This is a genomic window from Streptomyces sp. SAS_272 (assembly GCF_052543235.1).
Window position 1 is genome coordinate 1 of record NZ_JBMNDR010000121.1, and the last position, 19,608, is coordinate 19,608.

Here is a 19,608-nt window from a genome sequence, read left to right on the forward strand (position 1 = left end):
CCCACCCCGTTTCGCGTGCCGACGGACGTTCAGCCGAGCGCGGGCGTCGCGGGAACCCGCGCCGCCCACGTCTGCAGCAGGTCGGCGGCGCGGGCTGCGCCGCCCGCCGTGCGGACGGCGTCCCGCATGGAGGCGAGGGCCGCGGGTCCGCCGGGGTCGGCGAGCAGCTCCTCCACCGTGCCGGCGAGACGCCCCGCGGTCAGACCGGCCCGGACCAGGGCTCGCCCGACCCCCAGCTCCTCCAGCCGCTGCGCGCTCAGCGCCAGTTCATGGGCGCGGGGAAGGGCCACCACGGGCGTGCCGTAGGACAGGGACTCCATGAGGCTGCCCATGCCCGCGTGGCACACGAACACGTCGGCGTGCGGCAGCACGGCGGGGTGCGGCAGCCAGGGGTGCGCCTCGACATGCGCCGGCAGCGACCCGAGGAGCGCGGGGTCGCTGTCGCGGCCGAGCGTCATGACGACATGCCACTCGGCCGGCGAGAACGCCTCGGCGCACAGACGGAAGAAGTCGCCCCGGTCCCCCGACTCCGTGCCCAGCGACACCAGAGCGACGCGGCGCCCGTCGTCCGGCGGCGACCAGCGGCCGGGTTCGGGTGCGGCGAAGACGGGGCCCACGAAGGCGAACCGGTCGTCGAAGGTGTCCCCCTCGATCTGGAAGGCGCGCGGCAGGAAGACCAGGTTGCGGGCGTCCCACTCGGTGCCGTACCGGCCCATCTCGTCCAGTCCGATGCCGTGTTCGCCCATGAAGCCGATCAGCACCCTGGCACCCTCGGCCATCAGCGGATGCCCGGGGTCCCACATCTGGGCGCGCAGGGAGAAGGTCTCGTTGGCGGCGTGACTGGGGCAGACCTGGACCGGCACGGCCCCGAGGACACGCGCGGCCACCCGGCCGGCGGCGACGGTCTCGAAGTCGTAGAGCACCACGTCGGGCGGATCGGCCGCGAGGGCCTCCAGTGCGGCGGGGAAGACGGTGCGCACGGTGTCGACGAGCAGGTCGTAGCCGTCACGGGCGAGCCGGTCCGGGCTGGGGTCGGCGGCACGGTAGAAGTCTCCGCGCGCGGAGACGTAGGTGACGGCGCGGGCGCCGCAGTCCTCCACGAGGGGTCCGAACCGCTCGTCGACGACATAGGTGACGCGGTGGCCGCGGGCGAGGAGTTCACGGGCCACTCCCAGTGTGGGGGCGATGTGGCCGAAGTCGGCGAACAGCAGCAGGGCGTAGTGGCGGGCGGGCGTGGGGGCGCCGGGCGTCATCGGCTCTCCGAAAGGGTGTCTGACGGCCCGGGGAAGGGCCGAGGGGTGGTTCAGCGGGCGTCCGCCCGGAGCGCCTCGTAGTACGCCAGGCAGTCCTCGTAACGGGCCAGGAGTCCGGTGTCCCGGGCCTCGGCCACGGAGATCGCCGCCGAGTCCTTCACGGACATCAGGGGTGTCTCCGACAGGCTCCAGGGCAGGGCGAGATCGGGGTCGAAGGGGTCGACGTCCACCTGCGTTCCGGGCACGAACTCGGTGGAACACAGATAGGACACACAGGTGTCGTCGGTGAGGGCGAGGAACCCGTGCATCAGCCCCTCGGCGACGAAGAGCGTCTCGCCCGACTCGGCGGACAGCCAGTTCGCCTCGTGCACCCCCCACGTGGGGGAGCCGACCCGCAGATCCACGACGATGTCGAGGACGGTGCCGCGCACCACGCACACCACCTTGGCCTGCCCCGGCGACAGCAGCGTGCCGTGCAGTCCGCGCAGGGTGCTGCGGCGCGACACGGAGTAGTTCACCTGAGCCACGGGCACCGGACGGCCGATCTCGTCGGCCAGCCGGTCACTCCGGAACGACTCGTAGAAGCTGCCGCGTTCGTCACGGAACTGATGTGGCGTGATGTGGTAGGCGTCCGGCACAGCCATCTCTCGAACCTTCATGGTGGCTACACCGTAGGACGTCGGGATCGAGGACCGATCGAGGGCCGGCCACGAACGGCTCAGGTCGACGCAGCCTGGAGTGATCCTCGATCAACGGCTGCTTGAGTGGTGTCGTCAGACCCGCGTCCGAGCGGGGCAGCGACGGTGACCGGGCGTGCAGCGCGCGGGCCCGGGAGGAGAGACGGCAATGCCGGAGGTCGGTGCGCTGGGGCGGCCAGGCGGTGCGGACGGGAGGTCGGGCCGCGTGCTGCTTCTCGGGGCCACGGGCTTCGTGGGCCGTCATGTGGGAACCGCTCTGGAGCGGGCCGGCTACGAGGTTCTCGCCGTCGCCCGTCACCCCCGCAAGACTCCGGCGTCCTGGCGCTTCCATCCCATGGATCTGGCCGACGCCGAGCCCCGGGCACTGGTCGAGCTGATCGACGAGGCGCACCCCGAGGCCGTGGTGAACGCCGCCGGAGAGGTGTGGTCGCCCACCGCCGACCGGATGCGCCACAGCAACGAGCTGCTCGTGGAGCGGCTCCTCGCGGCGCTGGCCGCCGCCGGCCCCCGGCCGCGGCTGGTGCAGCTGGGCTCGGTGCACGAGTACAGCCCGCAGCCCCGAGGGGTGTGGCTCACGGAGTCCTCCCCGGAGGTACCGGCCACCGGCTACGGGCAGTCGAAGCTGCACGGCACGCGTGCGGTGCTGCGGGCCGTCGGGGCCGGCGCGGCGGACGCGGTGGTGCTGCGGCTGTCGAACGTCATCGGCGCCGGCACTCCGCGGGGGAGTCTGCTCGGGCAGGTGGCCACGCAACTGCTCGAGGGAACAGCCGAGGGACGTACGGCCGAGGTGCGGGTGTCGCCGCTGCGCAGCAGCCGTGACTTCGTCGACGCGCAGGACGTGTCCCGGGCCGTCGTCGCGGCGCTGCGCTCCCCCGGCGCCGCTGGGCGCGTGGTGAATGTCGCGAGCGGCGCCTCGCAGCCCGTCCGGGACATGGTGGACCTGCTGATCTCCATCAGCGGCCGCCCGGCCCGCCTGGTGGAGCGCCCCGTCACGCAGTCGCGATCGCTGAAGGACGCCGACTGGATGGCCGTGGAGGTGTCGACCGCGCGCACCGTCCTCGGATGGCAGCCGCACCGCACGCCCCGCGACATGGTGCAGGACCTGTGGCGTGCCGCGGCGGAGCAGCAGGACGCGGCGGTCGACCGTTGAGGAACGGGCCGGGCGCCGACGGCAGCGCCGACGTCAGCCGGGCAGCAGGTCCAGATCGGCCGTGCTGACCCGATCGGTCAGCACATGCTGACGCAGGCGCTGCAGGCCCGGTGAGGGGTCCAGTCCGAGCTCGTCCCGCAGTTGCGTGCTCAGCCGCCGGTAGACGTCGAGCGCCTCGCTCCGCCTGCCGCACCGTTGCAGGGCGATGATGAGTGAGCCCTGGAACCACTCGTGCAGCGGGTGCGCGCAGGCGAGTTCCTTCAACTCGCCGACGAGGTCGCGGTGTCGGCCCAGGTGCAGGCCGGCGGTGATGCGCAGCTCCTCGGCCTGGAGGTGGAGTTCGTTCAGGCGCAGGGTGTGCCCGTGCAGCGCCGGTCCTGGCGCGACGTCCGCGAACGGCGGCCCGTCCCACAGCAGCAGGGCCTGGTCGAGCAGCACGACGGCGCCGGCCGGGTCGCCGTCGGCGAGTGCCGTCCGGGCCCGGCCGGTGAGCTGTGCGAACGTCTCCGCGTCACAGGCGCCGGGTCGGACCTGCAACAGGTATCCGTGGGCGTGGGTGACGAGCGGGCCGCTCTCGACCGGCCCGGGATCCTCGCCGCCGTGCAGCGCCTTGCGCAACTGATAGGCGTATGTCTGCACGGTGGCGGTGGCGCTGCGCGGCGGGCGCCCCGCCCACAGCTCGGACGTCAGCGCGGTCAGCGGGACGACCGTGTCGTGCCGGGCGAGCAGCAGGGCCAGCACCTGGCGGACCTTCGGCGCCGTCGGCGTGACGTCCCGGCCGTCGGCCGAGACCCGCAGCGGACCGAGGGTGCGCCAGGTCAGCACGCCTCGGCCCCCGTCGCCGGGTCGGGGCGGACGGCCCGGCCCCAGACCCCGGGGTTGTCCCGGTACCAGGCGACGGTTTCCGCGAGGCCCTCGGCGAAGTCCGTCTGCGGCTTGTAGCCGAGCTCGACATGGGCCTTGCGCCAGTCCACGGAGTAGCGGCGGTCGTGGCCCTTGCGGTCGGTGACGTACTCCACGCTGTCCCAGTCCGCACCGCAGGCTTCGAGGAGGAGTCCGGTCAGACCGCGGTTGTCGAGTTCGGTGCCGCCGCCGATGTTGTAGACCTCACCGGCCCGGCCCTGGGTGCGGACCAGCTCGACGGCACGGATGTGGTCGTCGACGTGCAGCCAGTCGCGCACGTTCAGGCCGTCGCCGTAGAGCGGGACCGTCTTCCCCGCGAGCAGGCGGGTGACGAACAGGGGGATGATCTTCTCGGGGAACTGGTGGTGTCCGTAGTTGTTCGAGCACCGGGTCACCCGCACGTCCAGGCCGTGGGAACGGTGGTAGGCGAGGGCGATCAGGTCGCTGGACGCCTTGGAGGCGGCGTACGGCGAGTTGGGGTGCAGCGGCTGCTCCTCGGAGCAGGAGCCCGCGGCGATGGATCCGTAGACCTCGTCGGTGGAGATGTGCACGAACCGGCCGACGCCGTGCCGCAGGGCGGCGTCCAGCAGGGTCTGGGTGCCCAGGACGTTGGAGCGCACGAACTCGGTGGCGCTGGCCAGGGAGCGGTCGACGTGGGATTCGGCGGCGAAGTGCACCACCTGGTCGTGCTCGGCCATCAGCCGGTCTGCCAGGCCTTCGTCGCAGACGTCGCCGACGACGAGCCGGTAGCGGTCGGAGTCCGCCACCGGATCGAGGTTGGCCAGGTTGGCCGCGTAGGTGAAGGCGTCGAGGACGGTGACGGAGACGTCGTCGGGGCCGAGGGGGCCGAGCAGGGTCCGGACGTAGTGGGAACCGATGAAGCCGGCACCGCCGGTCACCAGGATGCGTGTCTGACTCATCTGGGTGCGGCGCGTCACCGGGAGTGCCGGGCGGGCGCCGTCCTCCTTCCTCGTGGGTGTGCGTGCGCTCGCGCGGACCTTTCAGCGGGCCGCGGCGAGACGTTCGAGTTCCGGGACGATGGCGTGCGGGGTGGGCATGGCTGCGGACTCGTCGCGCAGCCGGCGGGCGGCGGCGGCGTGGGAAGGGTCCTCCAGGAGTCGTCCGGTGAGGTCCGTGACCCGGTCGGGGTCGGCGTCGGTGTGGTGCAGGAAGAATCCGGCGCCGGCGTCCTCCAGGGACCGCCCGCGCAGTTCCTGGTCGGCGACGAGGGTGGACATCGCGAGCTGCGGCACTGCGTTGACGAGGGCGGTGGAGAACGAGCCCCAGCCGCCGTGGTGGACCACGGCGGAGCACGTCGGCAGCAGCGTGCTGAGCGCCACTTCGCTGACGGCCAGGACGTTGGCGGGCAGGTCGTCCAGTTGCTCGGCCTGTTCGGGCACGAGTGCCGCGACGATGTCGGCGTCCAGCCGCGACAGGGCGCGCAGCAGGTTCGCGACGTCGACGTAGTCTCCGCCGTAGGCCTCGGTGTTGGTGCGTCCCAGAGTGACGCAGACGCGGGGCCGTTTGGGCTCCTCGCGCAGCCATTCCCACTGCACCGCGGGGCCGTTGTGAGGGATGTACCGCATCGAGACCTGGTGCAGTTCGCTCGGCGGGCGCAGGCTCGGCGGCAAGGTGTCGATGGTGAACCGCCCGTTGAGCAGCTCTTCGTCGCACCGCACCCCGTAGGCGCGTCCGCGTTCGTCGATCCAGTCGGCCAGCGGGTCGACGCGCCGGTCCTCGGACACGTCCCGGGCCAGCTCGACGAACGTGGCGCGGGCCTGGCCGTAGACGTCCGCGGACCACAGCAGGCGCGCGTGCGCTGCGCCGCAGGCGCGCGCGGCGATGCCGCCCGCGTAGGCGATCGGGTCGTGCACCACGAGATCGGGCCGCCAGTCCCGCGCGAGTGCGACGAGGTCGTCGAGGATCGGATCGTTGTAGCGGGCGAACCCGTACGGGACGCTGACCGCGTACCGCTCGACCAGGCTCGCGTGGTCGACGTCGCCGTATCCGAGGCGGCTCCAGTTCGCCACGTCCGCGTCCTGCGACTCACGGGCCATGGCCATGTCGTGGTGGAGGTGGTGGTCCGTGCCGATCGGTGCGGCCACCAGTCCGGTGCCGGTGACCGTCTCGTTCAGCGACGGCGCGTTGGCCATCAGCACCTCGTGCCCAGCGGCCGTCAGGGCCCAGGCCAGCGGCACCATCGTGAAGACGTGCGACTTCTCCGGCAGGCCGGCGAACAGGACGCGCATGGGTTCCTCTCCTCATCGGTTCCGTGCGGGTGGCCCGGGGCGGCGCTCAGGCCGTTCGCTCCCGGTCGTCCGCCACTGAGATGGCGCTCATCGGGCAGGACTCGGCGGCCTCCCGCACGGCGGGGAGCTGTGCGGCCGCAGGACGGTCGACCAGCAGCAGGGCCGATCCGTCGTCGTCCTGGTCGAAGACCTCGGGGGCGATGAACGCGCACTGGCCGGCGCCGATGCACTTGCCGTGATCGATCGCGATGTCCATGCGGGCCTCCTGCGCGCTCGCCGATCCGATGGGTTGCCTGGGCGAGCCCATCTTGCGGCGTGGTGCGGGGGATCGACCGGACGCGGACCGCTGTCTGGGATTTCCTCCAGAGATTCGGCCCCGGCCAAGGACGGGGGGAGCCGGGAGGCACATGTCGGTGACGGCCGGTACGCGGTGAATCCCTAGACTGCGCGGCCCGCTCTGGCCCGGCACTGCGCCGCCGTGCTGGAGTGGCCGGGCGATCGGACAGCGGCGCCGACGAGCGTACGAGGCCCGCGCGACCGTCGGACGACATCTGCGAAAGGGGAATCCGGGTGGCGCAGCAAGGCACCTCGGACGTGCTCGATTCGACACCCGGGGGCGGGTTCCGGCTCGAACGCCCGCCGGCCGTCGAACCCGACGGCGGCGTCGCGTTGCTGGCCTGGGCGGCGCGGATGCGCGAGGAGCAGCCGGTCTGGCGGGACGGCAGCGGCAATGTGCATGTGTTCCGCCACGCGGACGTGCAGCGGATCCTCGCCGACACGGCGACGTTCTCCTCGGACACGGTGGGCCGGCTGTCGGGCGGAGAGAAGCAGGCTCCGCGGGGCACGCTGCTGCTCCTGGACCCGCCGCTGCACGGCAAGATGCGCCGTCTGGTCAGCCGGGCGTTCACCCCGGCCCTGATCACCGGTCTCGAGCCGTGGATCACCGAACTGACCGGGCAACTGCTGGACGCCGCCCCCGTGGACGCCTTCGATCTCGTCGACGTCCTGGCCAACCCGCTGCCGGTGACGGTCATCGCGCGCATGCTGGGCGTCCCGACCGAGGAGCGCGACAGGTTCCAGGGCTGGGCGGACCAACTGCTGTCCACCGACCCGGACGATCCCGAGAGCGTGCGCCGGATGGAGGAGACGGCGGTCACCATCTCCGCCTATCTCCAGGGCTTCATCGAGGCCCGGCGCAAGAAGCCGAGCGGCGATCTGCTGAGCACCCTGGTCGGGGCCGAACTCGACGGCGAGCGGCTGGAGGACGAGGACATCGCGAGTTTCGCGACGCTGCTGCTGCTCGCCGGGCACATCACCACGTCGGTCCTCGTCGGCAACGCGCTGCTGTGCCTGGACCGCGATCCGGAGCTGCTGGAACGGGTGCGCGCGGACCGTTCGCTGGTACCGGCGGTGATCGAGGAAACGCTGCGGCTGCGCCCGCCGTTCACCCGGATCGAGCGGGTCACCACGACCGCGGCCACCGTCGCGGGGACGGATGTCGGACCCGACACCCTCGTCCATCTGTGGCTGCTGTCCGCCAACCGCGACGAACGGGTCTTCGAGGACGCGGACGCGTTCCGCCCTGACCGTTCCAACGCCCGGCAGGCCGCGTTCGGACACGGCATCCACTACTGCATCGGGGCGCCGCTGGCCCGGCTCGAGGGCCGGATCGCCCTCGACGCCCTGCTGGACAGATACGCCCGCATCGGCGTCGATCCCGCGGTGCGGCTCAGCTGGCACGGGACCAACGTCTTCGGCGCCCGGCATCTGCCCCTGCGTGTGCTCCACGCCTGAGGCGGCGGCCCACGTCCCTCCTCACGCCCCCAGTCCCGGCCTCTCTCACGACGGAGCGACCCCATGAAGACCAGGCCCGACCCGCCCGTGATCCCCTCGGAACGGGGCAGGTGCCCGTTCGACCCGCCCGCCGAGTACGCACGGCTGCGCGCCGAGCAGCCGGTCAGCCCGGTCACCTTCGAGGTGGCGCCGAAGGACACCTCGGGCTGGCTCGTGACCCGGCACGACCTGGTCCGGCAGATCCTCGCCGACGATCGCTTCAGCCACCGCAACGAGTTGCTGGCGCATGTGGTCGCGCCGCCGTTCCCGATGACCGAGTACGCGCCGCAGCCCTCCCCGCCCGGCTCGTTCGCGAAGATGGACGCCCCCGACCACACCAAGTACCGGCGGCTGCTGGCGGGTCACTTCACGCTGCGGCGCATCCAGCAGTACGAGCCGCAACTGACGCGCATCGTGGACGGGGCGCTGGCGGAGATGGCCGCCGAAGGCTCCCCCGTCGACCTGGTCACCGGCTTCGCGGAGAAGGTCAGCCTGCGCTCGGTGTGCTCGTTGATGGACGTCTCGCCGGAGCTGATGGACGGCATCCAGGAGCACTTCTCGGCACTGATGACCCTCACGTACACGCTGGAGGAGTTCATCCACCACGTGGAGTCGATGGACGGGCTCATCCGCCCGATGGTGCGGGAGCGGACGGCGGAGCGGGGCGAGGACTTCTTCGGCCGGCTTGCGGCGACCGGCGAGCTGACCGAGGACGAACTGGTCAACCTCGCCGTCCTCACCCTGGGCGGCTCGCTCGACACCACGCCGAACATGCTGGCCCTCAGTGTCTTCGCCCTGCTGGAGAACCCGGACCAGCTGGCCCTGCTGCGGGAACGGCCGGAGCTGTACGAGGCCGGCGCGGTGGACGAGCTGCTGCGGTATCTGACGATCTCCCAGATGGGTTCCAGCCGGTGTGCGCTGGAGGACGTGGAGATCGGCGACACCGTGATCAAGGCGGGGCAGACGGTGGTCCTGGCGCTGCCCGCCGCCAACCGCGACCCCGAGGTCTTCACCGACCCCGACCGGCTCGACGTCACCCGTGTCCCCCGCAGACACCTCGCGCTGGGCTTCGGCGCACACCAGTGCCTGGGTCAGCACCTGGCACGGGCCAGCCTGCGCATCGGACTGCGCGCGCTGTTCGCGCGTTTCCCCTCGCTGCGGCTTGCGGCGCCGGCCGGGGAGGTGCCGCTGCGCGACCGGGCCGTGCACTACGGCGTGGACCGACTGCTGGTGTCCTGGAGCTGATGGCCGTGGCACGGAAGAACTCCGCGCACCGCGCGACGAGGAAGGGCCTGCCCGCGTTCCGCACCACCGTCGACAGCCGTGTGGAGCGGGTGCACACCGTGCGGGCCGGTGCGGCCGACGGCGCACGGATCCGGCTGACCGGATACGACCTGCTGACCGGCCCGTGGTACACGCCGCTGACGTTCTTCTACCGCGACACCCTCGACGGCGCGGCGCTGCGCGACTCGCTGGCGCGCACGCTGCGCCGCTACCCCCTGCTGGCGGGGCGTCTGGAGAGGGACGCGGACGGCGGGCTGAGCGTGCTCTGCAACGACGCGGGCGTGCGGTTCACCGAGGCGTTCTGCCCCGACCCGATGCGCGAGTACGGCCACGGTCTGCGCGCCGAGCCGGTCATCGGGAAGTTGCTGCGCGAAGTGAGCGCCTTCGGCGTGGTGGGCCGGGACACTCCGCTGCTGAAGATACGACTGACCCGGATGGAGGGCGGGGGGTCCGTTCTCGGCGTGCTCGTCAACCACAGCCTCGCGGACGGCGGCAGCACCCTCGCCTTCCTGGAGAGCTGGTCGCGCGAGCACCTCGGGATGCCGTGGGAGGAACCCAGTCACGACCGCGCGGCGCTGGACGGGCTCGGCCGGCCGGCCACGGACTCCGCCGCCCTTCAGGCGCGGGCGTTCGTGGGCGTGGGCCGGTTCCGGCACCTGACGACCACGCTGCGGGTGGGCGTCAACAAGCTCGCGACCGTCACGACCCGGTTCGGCGCGGCGGAACTGGCCGCGCTCAAGGCCGAGGCCCAGCGGACCCTGCCCGGGCCGGACGCGTGGGTGTCGACGAACGACGCGCTCACCGCGCACCTTTGGCAGGTGGTGAGCGAACTGCGGGGCCGTCCGGCCGACTCCGTGGAGTGGCTCGGGCTGATCGTCGGCGCACAGAGCCGGCTGGGCGACGCCCTGCCCTCGTCGTACTGGGGCAACTGCGTCAGCAACAGCTGGACCTCGCTCGGCGCCGCCCGGCTGCGCGAGTCACCGCTGGGAGCCGTGGCGAGGGACGTGCGGCGCTGCCTGGAGAGCAACACCGAGGACAAGATCCGCGACGAGATAGCCTTCCTCGGCTCCTACCGGCGCAAGGGCGTGTCCCGGCACGTGATGTCGGTACGAGCCCCCGACGTGTCGACGACGTCCCTGTCGGTCAACAACTGGTCGCAGTTCCCGCTGTACCGGATCGACCTCGGCGCCGGACGCCCCTTCTGGTACGAGTTCCCCGACCTGCCGGTGCCGACGGTGCACATCGCGCCCACGCCCCAGGAGGACGCCGGACGGGACGTGTACCTGTGCCTGCCCGAGGCCGAAGCCGCTGCGGCGGACACCGCGCCGTGGCGGGAGCGGCTGCACAGCCGCAGCGGGACATCCGTCGGGTCATGACGTCGGCCGGCCGCGCGCCGTCACGGCCCCCGGTCCGGCCGAAGCCCCAAACGGGCCCAGACGGGCAAGACGGGTAAGACGGGATGAAGGCGCAGCTAGGGGAAAAGCGTGATCCGGGCTTTCTACCGGCCCGGTTTACGCGAAGATGACTCATCGGGAGGGGTTCCACGTGTCAGTACCGGTCTTCACGGCCGGTCCTGCGGGGCGTGGGCACAGGTCCCGGTCGCCACCGGCGCTCCGGGAGAGAGGTACAGGGTGGATGACCGCTGTGCACGGGAGCGTTACCCGCGAACGGCAGCAGAGGGGGCCGGGCCCGGAGCCGGTGGAGCGTGAGTGCGAACTCGCCCTCCTCGTCGAGCTCACGCGGCGCACCGCGGCCGGCGAACCCGCTCTGGTCATGCTCGAAGGCCCGGACGGCATCGGCAAGACGACCCTGCTCCGCGCTCTGGTCGCCGAGGCCCGGGCCGAGGATCTGCGCGTGGTCCGCACCACGGCCGGGCAGGAGGGTGAGCGGCTGCCCCTGAGCACTGCGCACGCCCTGCTGGCCTCCCTCGACCCGGACGTGGGCCGGACGCCCCGGTCCGCGTGGACGAATCCACCTGACGCCTGCGGCACGAACGCGCGGTTGCCGGGGCTGCCCTGCTGCGACGTCGACGGCGCGAACCCGTCCTTCGGCGCACTCGCCGCACTGCACGAGGTGGTCCGGTCCGCCGCGGCGGAGGGCCCCCTGGTGATCGTCGTGGACGACGCGGAGGAGGCCGACACCGCCTCGCTGCGCTTCCTCGCGCACACGGCGCGCCGCCTGGCGGGTCTGCCGGTGCTGCTGGCGCTCGCCCGCCGCGGCGGCGCGGACGAGCCGGCCCTCAACGACGTGGCGGCCCTCCCGCTGTGCCGACTGGTGCGACCACGCCCCCTGACGAGTGAGGGAATCGGCCTGCTGACACTGCGGCTGCTCGGCTCGGAGACCGACGCGGCCTTCCAGGAGTCGTGTCTCGCGGCCACCAACGGCAACCCCCTGCTCGCGACACGGCTCCTGAAAGCGCTGCGCGAGGAGCGGCTGCCGCTCACCGCCGACCATGTCGCCTCCGTGCCCGGGCAGGACATCCACGCGTTCCCGCTGCGCGCGGCGGGGCTGCTGCACCGGCACCCCGCGGCCACCGTCCAGGCCGCCCGGGCCCTGGCCGTGCTCGGGGGCAGGGTCACGCCGGAGAACGGCGCCCGCCTCGCCCTGCTGGACAGTCCGGTCTTCGCCCGCTCCCTGCTCGCCCTCGTCTCCGGCGGGCTCGTCACGTCGAACAGCGACGGGAGCTGGTCCTTCTCCCACGCCCTGCTGCGCGACGTCGTCCTGGACGACATGTCGCACGACGAGCGCGACGCCGTGCACGGTCGCGCGGCGCGGTTGCTGCACGACGAGGGGGCGAGCCCCTCGGCCGTGGCCGAGCACCTGTGCCACGCGCCGTCCACGGCACATCAGCCCTGGGCCGCAGCCGTCCTGCGCGACGCCGCCCGGGAGGCCGTCCTGCGCGCCGCACCGGTCCGAGCGGTGGAGCTGCTGCGCGCGTGCGTGCCCGAGGGCGCCGGGGAAGCGGGCGACCCGAGTCTGCTCTTCGAACTCGGCATGGCGGAGATGAGGGTCGACGTCGAGGCCAGCGTCCGTCATCTGACGTCTGCGCTGGACGGGGCGACCGAGCCGAAACTGCGGCTCGAGGCCCTCGTCGCGCTCGCCCAGGCGCTCACCCTCCAAGGCCAGGTGGCGCGCGCGGCGGGCCTGCTGGCCCGATGCCGTTCCGAAGCGGCCTTGACCGCTTCGGGTTCGGCCGATCCGCAACTGATGGAGGCGCAACTGCTCGTCGCGGCCTCCACCAACCGGGCCGCCTACACCGAACTGCTCCAGACCGTCTCGTTCGACCTCTCCCTGCCCGGCGACACTCCCGAGCAACGCGCTCTGCTCGCCACCCGGGCCGTCATCTCGGCGTCCCGCATGGACCGCGTCGCCGAAGCCGTCGCGGCCGCCCGCACCGTCGTCCGCCGCAGCACGGCGACCGCCGACGCCCCGGTCTTCCTCGGCGCCGCCGCGTCGGGACTGCTGTACGCGGACCTGCCGCACGAGGCCGATGTGGTCTACCAGAGGCTGGTCATCGGGGCCGACGCCCTGCTCGGCCCGACCCATCGGAACCTGCTCGCCCTCAGCGCGGACGCGCACCAGCGACTCGGAGCCCTCGATCAGGCATCACGCGTCAGCGCAGCCGCCCTCGCGGGCATGATCGCCGCACAGGCCACCCCGTTCGAGGCCCTGGCGCTCGCCGTGCGCCTTCACACGCTGCTCGACCAGGGTGATCTGGCTCAGGCCGCCCGGCTGGAGGCGGAGATACCCGACCCCGTCCAGGACGACTCCTGGCAGTGGAACGAGGTGGTGAGCGCCCGCGGCCGGCTGTATCTGGCCAAGGAGGACCCGACGCGGGCCCTGCTCCATTTCGAGGAGTGCGCACGCCGGCAGGCGGGTTGGCAGCGCACCAGTCCGGCTGTCTCTTCCTGGTGGTACTGGGCGGGACGCACCCATCTCGCCCTGGGCGACCGCGCTTCGGCTGTCGCGCTGGCGGAGCGGGCCGTCGCCGACGCCCGGTCCGCGGGTCTGCAGTGCGCGTTGGGTTCCGGACTCGAACTGTGGGCGGCGACGATGAGCGACGACCAGCGGTCGGCCCTCCTTGAGGAGGCCGAGCAGGTCCTCATGGGCACCCGGGCCGCCCTGTGGCTCGCCCGGGTCAGGGTCGCCCGGGGCCAGGCGCTCCAGCGGCTCGGGTACAAGAAGGCCGCCCGCGAGGTACTGCGGCAGGGCTGGGAGGAGGCGTACGGCGTCGGTTCCCGGCCCCTCCACACGGTCGCGCACCGGGCGTTGCTCGCCACCGGCGCACGACCGCGGCGTCCCGTGTCCCGAGGACCGGGCGCGCTCACACAGAGCGAGTCGCAGGTTGCCCGCCTCGCGGCCGACGGCAGGTCGAACGCCTACATCGCCGAGACGCTGTTCGTCACGCGTCGAACGGTGGAAGTCCACCTGACCTCGGTCTATCGCAAGCTGGGCCTGACGGGACGGCGAGAGCTGCGGGACTCGCTGGAGTCGCACGGCTTCCATGACGCCGAGCAGGGGCAGTGACGGTCCCCGCTCGTCGAACGGCTCCGGACGAAATCTGAACCCCTGCCGGACGTCATCGGACTTTTGTTCCGCATGACGCAACGGCAATGTGACGTTCATTCAGGGGAGCATCTCGCCATGGGGTGCTGAAAGTCCGCTTCCGACGCCTCCCTCCCGCAGGGCGAGGGGGGCGGGCGCCGCAGGCATTTCCTGCCATTGCACGCGCGCCCGCCCAGCCGGCCCTCCGATGTTCGCGGTTGCAATCTCGCGCCGCCCCGGCACACCTCTCACCTGGCACGCCGTGCCGTGACGGCCGTAAACGACCGGCTCGCGATGCCACCCGTCCTTGCCCGGCCGGGATTTATGGAGCCTTCCACCGGACGACGCTTCCGTTTGCCTTCTGCGCCCCCTTGCTGGCATCCCCCTCGCTGTGATCTGCTGATGCTCAAAGTCGCAAGGGCCATGAGTGAACTTTCGGCACATCTTCTGTATGGGTGACTCCATGGATTCTCCGCACACTGCCTCTCCGGCCCGCACCGCCGCCTTTGCCGCGCATCGCCGTCCTGAGTCGACGGGCTCTCCCGGTCCGGGCCACCGATAGCACTCCACGGCCCGGCACAGCGCGTCCCGCGCGCCGACCGAGACACGTCCGCCCGGCGGTCGCCACCCGATCCGCCGGCCCCGGACGGCACAGCGACCGCCCGGATTCCGCCGCCCAAGGCAGCATCCGCGCGCACGAGGGAGTACCAGCACGGTGTTGTTAGAACGTGAGTCCGCCCTTGCACGGGCCACCGCGGCCCTGTGCGCCACGGAGGGCGGACAGGGCTCGCTGCTCGTCGTACGGGGCCCGCTGGGGGTGGGCCGGTCGACGTTCCTGGAGTCCTTTGCCGCCCTCAGTCGAGATCGCGGCTTCGTGCTGCTCAGAGCGCAGGCCTCCGCTGCCGAGGAGCGGTTCCGGCTCGGCGTGGTGGGGCAGTTGACGGACTCGTTGCGCGGGATCGCCGTTCCCGACGATCTGGCCCGCCGGCTCCGGGGGGCGAACGCCTTCCCGCACGCGAGCGCATCCGGCGAGGCCCCCGCGGCCGGCGCGCTCTCGGCGGCCCCCCGGTGGTCCGAGCTCAGCCCTCAGCAGGCGCCGTGCTGGCTGGCGGCGCTGCTGGACTCCATTTCCGAAGCACGGCCCGCGGTGCTCATGGTGGACGACCTGCACTGGGCGGACACCAGGTCCTTACAGGCCCTCTCCCTTTCGGTGGCACAACGCGCGCGACGACGGGTCCTCTTCGTGTTCTCCGTTCTTCCCGGCGACGTACGCGTCAGACGGCCGCACGTACGCGATCTGCTCGCGCCCGGGGAGTGCGCGGCGGAGCCGAAGGGCGTCGGGGACCCGCCCCGGTCCCGCCACGAGAGCGCGGACCAGATCCTGGAGCTGTCGACACTCGGCCTCAAGAGCGTGCGCCTGCTCGTGGAGAAGACCCTCGGCGACGCGCCGGACGCGGCGTTCGTGGAAACCGTGGCGGTGCGCTCCGGCGGGAACCCCCTGCTGTTGCAGGCGGTGCTGGACGAGGCCCAGTATCTGAGGCTGCGTCCGACAGCGACGGACGCCGCCGTCGCCGCGACCCTGCGGCCCGAGCGCCTGCGCCGGCGTCTCGACGCCTACCTGCGGTCGCAGCCGGACCACGTGCGGCGGTCCGCCTACGCGCTCACCCTGCTCGGCGCGGCCGCGGACGAGCACTTCGTGGCCCGCCTCGCCGAACTCGACGAAGGGGGAGGGGCGCAGGCCGTCGAAATGCTGCGCCTGGCCGGTCTCGTGGACCAGCGCGCGTGCCGGCTCGCCTCGGGGACGATCCTGCGGGACCTGGTGGAAGAGAACATGCCCGCGGAGGAGCGCACCGCCATGCGCGGAGTGACGGCGGAACTGCTGCACCGTACCGGGCATCCGGCCGAGCTCGCCGCGGAGCAGTTGATGGCGGTGATATCCCTGCGCGGCCCGGAAGCGGTGCAGATCCTGCGCACCGCCGCGGACAGCGCGCTGCGCCGCGGTTCGCCCCGGGACTCGGCACGCTATCTGCGACGCGCACTCCTCGACTCCTCGCTCTCCGGACAGCACAGGGCGAGACTTCTCGTCGACCTCGCCACCGCCGAGCGCAGCTTCGCGACGGCCGCGGCGCTGCGGCACGTCGTGGAGGCCGCGCCGCTCCTCGAATGCGTACAGGAGCGGGCCGACGCGATGCTGCGGCTGGGTCCCCTCCAGATGGATCCGCCGTCCCTGCGCATCAATGTCATCAGAGCCGCCATCACCGACGAACTGCGTCAGTCGGTCACCGAGGACTGGGTGGAGCGCGAGCTGGTACTGCGCCTGGAGGCACGCGAGCACATCCTGTCGGCGCAGGATCCCACGCACATCCGACGGGCGCTGCGACGCCTGCGCGACCTCGGTCCCTCCCCCCGCGTGGCCACCAAGGGCGAAAGGGAACTGGTCACGTCGCTGATGCACATCGCGTTCGTCGCCAACGCCGTTCCCGCGGAGCAGCTGGCCAAGTCGTGCACCCGGGTGCTGGAGCAGGAGCCGCCCACGCCGGAGCACGTACACACCACCGCGCCGCTGGCCGTGAACATCCTCGCCGGTGCGGAGCAGACGGCGGGTGCGGCCAACTGGCTGCGTGAGGCGAACCGCCTCGCCCACCGTCGCGGCGGTGATGTGGAACAGGCCGTCATCCGCTGCGAGCAGGCGCTGGTCGCCCTCGCCGACGGGCACCGGGCCTACGCCCGGGACAAGATCATCCAGGCCGACGCCCTCGCGGGGCCCGAGTCCGGCGGGCTGCCGACCGCCTGCGCCGCCGTCCTCTCCATCGTCGCGATGCACACCGACGAGCCGGAGCTGGCGGAGCAGTTGCTCACCCAGCACCGGCTGCACGCCGACAACCAGCATCTGACAGCACTCCTGCACATGGCACGAGGCACTCTCGCCGCACGCCGTGACGAACCCCGCACCGCACTGGGCCACTACCGGACCGCGGGCCGGCACACCGAGCAGATCGGCTGGAAGAACCCGGCCGTCCTGCCGTGGTTGTCGTGCGCCGCCCTCATGCACCACCGCCTGGGCGAACACGAAGAAGCCGTGAACGCCGCACAGTCGGAGGTGAGCAGGGCCCGCGCCTGGGGGTCGGCCACCCGGCTGGGGCGTTCCCTGGTCGTCCTCGGCCGGGTCACATCCGGACGAAGGGGCTCCGAGCTGCTCGAGGAGGCCGTCACGGTCCTGGAGAAGGGCAACAACGAATATGAGCTGTTACGAGGCTTGTACGCTCTGGCAACTCATCCTGACACGCGGCGGAACCGAAGATCGACCGCCCTCGGCCGGGCGCACGATCTGTCCCACGAGCACGACGTCCCCTGGCTGGCGGAGAAGATTCGCACCAAGCTGACCGAGGGAACCAGGAAATCCAAGAACCACGGCAGTCGGCTGACCCCCTCCGAAGTCAGAGTTGCGCGTCTCGCGTCGACAGGCCTCAGCAATTCAGAGATCGCAAATCAATTGGGCACGTCGTCACGCATGGTGGAGAAACACCTGACGAACTCCTATCGAAAACTCGGCATATCCGGGCGACCGGAGCTGGCCAAAGCACTCAAGACAGCGGACGCCGAGCAGCCACCCTGACTCGGGCACCGAACGAGCATCCCACAGCAAACTTTGCACACCGCTTCGACCCGCCCCACGAGCAACCGAAGGCAGCGCTCGGCACACCACGCGCCCGGCGTCGCGTTCGGCTGCCGCGAGCAGCCAACCCCTGCCGGTACAACGTGAGTTGCCATTCGGCAGTCGACAGAAGCCGACTTGCGGTGTCCGAGCGACCGAACCACCGAACCACAGTGTTTTAGGGCCACGCAAAGGTTTGCTTGACCCGCTCCATGCCATATTCCTAGGCTCGACCACAGTTGATCAGAGGCACGCAGGAAGGGTCACCGCTCGATCTCCCACCTGCACAAGCAGCACCGCGTCCGATCACACTCTGCCTTCTGGCAGTAGATCCCCCACATGAGTGCAGAAAGACGGTGCGTCGCAGTGACCACGCGAACAGCAGGCCCCTGGGCCGACAGAGACTGGGCGGCAGCCCCGCACACTTCTTCGACCACACACAGGGCCCAACCCGATCACCGCCCCCGCACGGAGACCAGCCGCCGCCTCTACACGGCGCACATCGACACCGGCATGCACATCGTGGCGGCGGAGCCGGATTTCTCCCGCCAGTTCGGCAGTACCTCCGCCGACATCTGCGGACGAAGTCTGTATGAGCTGCTGCACCCCAGTTCCCCCTCCGTGCTCGACCGGCACTTCAACCGGCTTTCCCAAGGGCGCTGCAACCGCTTCGCCGAGCGCGTGGTCGGTCTGGGCGACGAGGGCCGGGCGTTCTCCGGAGAGCTGACAGGCATCGCCGTACAGAACACCACGGGGCTCATGGCCGGCATCGTCGTCCAGGTGAGACCGGACAAGGAGGCGCCTTCCTCAGGCCCTGAGGAAGGGGTGCTCAACCCCCGCGAACGGCTTCTCAGCAAGCTCGACGCACAGGTACTCGAGGGTGTCGCCAGCGGCTCCTCGACCGTGCAACTCGCCGCCCGGCTCTATCTCAGCCGGCAGGGGGTCGAGTATCACGTCGGCCTCATGCTGCGGAAGCTCAAGGCGCCGAACAGGGCTGCTCTCGTGGCGCGCGCCCACTCCATGGGCATGCTGACCGTCGGCCAGTGGCCCCCGCGGGTCCTGCCGGAATTCATCAAGTAGCTCCGCCCTCAACGAGGTTCCCGTCCCCGGATGCTCGTCCTCTTCGCCTGCTGCACCAGCCGCCCGCCTCGTGCGGGGCCTGGTGCGCACGCCCCTCTCCTCAGCGGCCGTACCGTCCGATCGGTACGGCCGCCTACCCATGTCCGGCGTCAACACGTCTACGGCGTCGGGCTGTTGCCGGAGGACGGGGCGGACCGGGCCTCCGGCGACCGATACCGGCGGCTACTGCTCCAGCTCGCGGCTGATGAGGTCGAACAGTTCCTCGTCGCTGGCCCCGTCCAGCCTGTCGCCGAGCGACGGGCCGTGCACGTCAGGGACGCCGTCTCCGACGAGTTCGATCTCGCTCAACAGGGTCCGGAGCCGTGCGCCGAGCAGCGAGCGGGCGTCCTGATCGGGATCCGCCTTCATGATGCGGGCGATGTCCGCTTCCAGGTCCGCGAGCATGGTCGCCATCGTCCCGTTCTCCCCGGACAGTTCGGCGTCGAGGTGCTGTGCGAGAGCAGCCGGGGTGGGATGGTCGAACACCAGGGTCGCGGGCAGCGCCAGGCCGGTGTCCTTGATCAGGGCGTTGCGCAGTTCCACGGCGGTCAGCGAGTCGAACCCCATGTCACGGAATGCCCGGTCCGCGGACATCGCCGTCGTGTCGTCGTGACCAAGGGCCTTGCCCGCAGCCCGCCGTACGTGCTCGAGGAGGGCATCGGCGCGCCCTTGGGGCGGCAGGGCGGCGACGCGCTCGGCCAAGGCCGTCAGCGTGGCGCCGGCAGGGGAGGGCTCGGACGGCGCCCCGAGCGCCGTCAGGATCTCGGCTGCCTGGGGGAGGGCGGTGAGCAGGGGGCTGGGACGGCGGCTGGTGAACGCCGGAACGAAACGGTCCCACTCCACATCAGCCACCACCGCCGAACCCCCACCCCCCTCCAGCACCGACCCCAACCCCACCAGAGCACGCCCCGGATCCATC

General features: G+C 71.7%; 14 protein-coding genes. 7 read left to right on the top strand and 7 right to left on the bottom strand.

Annotated elements, in window-relative coordinates:
* Nucleotides 1–29: 29 nt before the first annotated feature.
* Both ACN6LD_RS38660 and ACN6LD_RS38665 read right to left on the bottom strand, forming a co-directional pair.
* Entirely contained in the window at nt 30–1,253 is a 1,224-nt protein-coding gene (locus ACN6LD_RS38660; RefSeq protein WP_319193105.1) for a macrolide family glycosyltransferase, read from the bottom strand.
* A 50-nt stretch (nt 1,254–1,303) separates the two neighbouring features.
* Entirely contained in the window at nt 1,304–1,912 is a 609-nt protein-coding gene (locus tag ACN6LD_RS38665; RefSeq protein ID WP_445045595.1) for a dTDP-4-dehydrorhamnose 3,5-epimerase family protein, read from the bottom strand.
* 244 nt (nt 1,913–2,156) lie between these two features.
* On the opposite strand from ACN6LD_RS38665, the gene ACN6LD_RS38670 reads away from it, so the two are divergent.
* The gene (locus tag ACN6LD_RS38670) at nt 2,157–3,101 is read left to right on the top strand and encodes an NAD-dependent epimerase/dehydratase family protein (RefSeq protein WP_319193102.1); all 945 of its coding nucleotides are present in this window, start codon (nt 2,157–2,159) and stop codon (nt 3,099–3,101) included.
* A 33-nt stretch (nt 3,102–3,134) separates the two neighbouring features.
* Here the strand turns inward: ACN6LD_RS38670 and ACN6LD_RS38675 are convergent, their stop codons facing one another.
* From ACN6LD_RS38675 to ACN6LD_RS38690, 4 genes are all read right to left on the bottom strand, one after another.
* Nucleotides 3,135–3,926: an AfsR/SARP family transcriptional regulator gene (locus tag ACN6LD_RS38675; RefSeq protein WP_319193100.1), complete on the bottom strand. Its 792-nt coding sequence runs from the start codon at nt 3,924–3,926 to the stop codon at nt 3,135–3,137.
* Nucleotides 3,920–4,924 (bottom strand): dTDP-glucose 4,6-dehydratase, encoded by a 1,005-nt coding sequence (rfbB, locus tag ACN6LD_RS38680; protein ID WP_319193098.1) that lies wholly within the window; start codon nt 4,922–4,924, stop codon nt 3,920–3,922. Before rfbB ends, ACN6LD_RS38675 begins: the two co-directional genes overlap by 7 nt.
* An 81-nt stretch (nt 4,925–5,005) precedes the next feature.
* Nucleotides 5,006–6,253: an activator-dependent family glycosyltransferase gene (locus tag ACN6LD_RS38685; RefSeq protein WP_319193096.1), complete on the bottom strand. Its 1,248-nt coding sequence runs from the start codon at nt 6,251–6,253 to the stop codon at nt 5,006–5,008.
* 46 nt (nt 6,254–6,299) lie between these two features.
* Entirely contained in the window at nt 6,300–6,509 is a 210-nt protein-coding gene (locus ACN6LD_RS38690; protein ID WP_319193095.1) for a ferredoxin, read from the bottom strand.
* Between the two features lie 314 nt (nt 6,510–6,823).
* On the opposite strand from ACN6LD_RS38690, the gene ACN6LD_RS38695 reads away from it, so the two are divergent.
* From ACN6LD_RS38695 to ACN6LD_RS38720, 6 genes are all read left to right on the top strand, one after another.
* Nucleotides 6,824–8,047: a cytochrome P450 gene (locus tag ACN6LD_RS38695; RefSeq protein ID WP_319193093.1), complete on the top strand. Its 1,224-nt coding sequence runs from the start codon at nt 6,824–6,826 to the stop codon at nt 8,045–8,047.
* Between the two features lie 63 nt (nt 8,048–8,110).
* Complete coding sequence (locus tag ACN6LD_RS38700; RefSeq protein WP_319193091.1) at nt 8,111–9,331, top strand: cytochrome P450; 1,221 nt, start codon at nt 8,111–8,113, stop codon at nt 9,329–9,331.
* Nucleotides 9,331–10,746 carry an acyltransferase gene (locus ACN6LD_RS38705; protein WP_319193089.1) on the top strand — a complete coding sequence of 472 codons (1,416 nt, stop codon included), beginning with the start codon at nt 9,331–9,333 and terminating at the stop codon, nt 10,744–10,746. Before ACN6LD_RS38700 ends, ACN6LD_RS38705 begins: the two co-directional genes overlap by 1 nt.
* A gap of 259 nt (nt 10,747–11,005) precedes the next feature.
* A complete protein-coding gene (locus ACN6LD_RS38710; protein ID WP_445045596.1) occupies nt 11,006–13,897 on the top strand; it encodes an ATP-binding protein in 2,892 nt (963 codons plus the stop codon).
* Between the two features lie 733 nt (nt 13,898–14,630).
* Entirely contained in the window at nt 14,631–17,531 is a 2,901-nt protein-coding gene (locus ACN6LD_RS38715; protein ID WP_445045597.1) for an AAA family ATPase, read from the top strand.
* A gap of 552 nt (nt 17,532–18,083) precedes the next feature.
* Nucleotides 18,084–18,650 (top strand): LuxR C-terminal-related transcriptional regulator, encoded by a 567-nt coding sequence (locus ACN6LD_RS38720; RefSeq protein WP_057583500.1) that lies wholly within the window; start codon nt 18,084–18,086, stop codon nt 18,648–18,650.
* Nucleotides 18,651–18,872: 222 nt separating this feature from the next.
* Here ACN6LD_RS38720 and ACN6LD_RS38725 read toward each other — a convergent pair.
* Nucleotides 18,873–19,608, bottom strand: a 736-nt coding sequence (locus ACN6LD_RS38725; protein ID WP_445045598.1) for a phosphopantetheine-binding protein, incomplete at its 5' end; no start/stop codon positions are given.